Raw genomic sequence first — 1,694 nt, 5'->3', positions numbered from 1 at the left:
CCGTCAACCCTGCGCGCCCCAGGTAGCCGCGCGCGAGCCCGGCGCCGCCCAGGTACAGCTCGCCGGCTGCGCCGGGCGGCAGCAGGTTCATCCCGGCATCGAGCACGCGCGCGGTGCGGTCGCCACAGGGGCAGCCGATCGGCACGTAGGCGGTGGCAATCTCGGGCGCATCGCCGCGCGCCTTCCACAGCACCGGCGTGACGACCGCCTCGGTCGGGCCGTAGCCGTTGATCAAGAGCCGCGGCCGCAGGTGCTCGCGCACCGCCTGCAGGCCGGCGCGCGGCATCGCCTCGCCGCCGAACGACAGCAGCGCGAGCGGCGGGCCGCCGCCATGTTCTTCGGCGCCTTGCGCCAGGGCCTGCAGGTAGGCCGGCGGGAAGCCGGCGTTCGTCACGCCGCGCTCGCGCATCGCCGCGAGCGTCTGCGCCGGCGTCCACAGCGCCTCGTCGCGCAGCAGCAGCGAGGCGCCACAGCCGAGCACCGTCAGCAGCCGCTCGTGCGCGCCGTCGAACGAGAACGACAGGAAGTGCAGTTCGCGCGTCGCCGGACCCATCTCGTACAGCAGCGCCGTGTCGCGGCAGTGCATCGCGAGCGGCCCGTGCGCCACGGCCACGCCCTTCGGCCGGCCGGTCGAGCCGGAGGTGTAGATCACGTAGGCGAGGCTGCCGGCGTGCAACGGAACCTCGGGATCCGTGTCAGCCCCGCCTTGCGCCTCCAGCTCGCGCACCGAATCCGCCGTCAGCAGCAGCGCCGCGCCGCAGTCCTCGCGCATGAACGCGATCCGGTCCGCCGGGTGCGACGGGTCCAGCGGCACATAGGCTCCGCCCGCCTTCAGCACGGCCAGCAGCGCGACGATCAGCTCGAACGAACGCGGCAGCGACACCGCCACCCGGCTTTCCGGCCCGACACCGAGCGCAACCAGCCGCTGCGCGAGCCGATTTGCACGCCGGTCCAGCTCGCCGTAGCTCAACACGCCATCGCCGTGCAGCACCGCCGGCGCCTCGGGATGACTCCGCGCATGCCGCTCGAACGCCTGGTGCACCCACTCGCTGCCCACCGGCTGCGGCGCATTGACGCCCCAGGCCTGCAGCTGCGCACGCTCCTGCACATCGAGCAGGTCGACCTCGCCGAGCGCCGTCTGCGGCTGCCACGCCAGCGCCGCCAGCATCGCGAGGTACTGCCGCGCCAGCCGCGYGATCGTCGCCGCCTCGAACAAGTCATCCGCATAACTGAACACCGCCTGCACGCGGCCGTCCGCATGCTCCAGCGTGTCGAGCGTCAGCTCGAACTGCGCGGCCAGCTCGCCCAGCGGCTGCTCCTGCACGCGCAGGCCCGGAAGCTGCGCCAGCAGCGCATGGTTGCGGCGCTGGTGGTTGTAGAGCACCTGGAACAGCGGGTGCGTGCCGAGGCTGCGCTCGGGCTGCAGCGCGTCGACCAGCTGCTCGAACGGCAGGTCCTGGTGCTCCTGCGCGCCCATCACCGCATCACGCGCCTGCCGCAGCACCTGCGCGAGGTCCATCCGCGCATCGACCGCGTTGCGCAGCACCTGCGTGTTGACGAAGAAGCCGACCAACCCCTCGGTCTCGGTGCGCTGCCGGTTGGCGATCGGCACGCCGACCCGCACGTCGTGCTGGCCGCTCCAGCGCGCGAGCAGCGCCTGCCAGCCGGCCAGCAGCGCCGAGAACAGCGTGGCC

1 protein-coding gene is annotated in these 1,694 nt (G+C 73.2%); it reads right to left on the bottom strand.

Annotated features, from left to right (window positions below):
* The coding region (locus AC1D15_RS30805) for an AMP-binding protein (protein WP_477829023.1) at nt 1-1,694 on the bottom strand (1,694 nt) is incomplete at both ends.

This window comes from Rhizobacter sp. P2_H2 (assembly GCF_056403375.1).
This window is presented reverse-complemented; position numbering and strand designations above follow the sequence as displayed.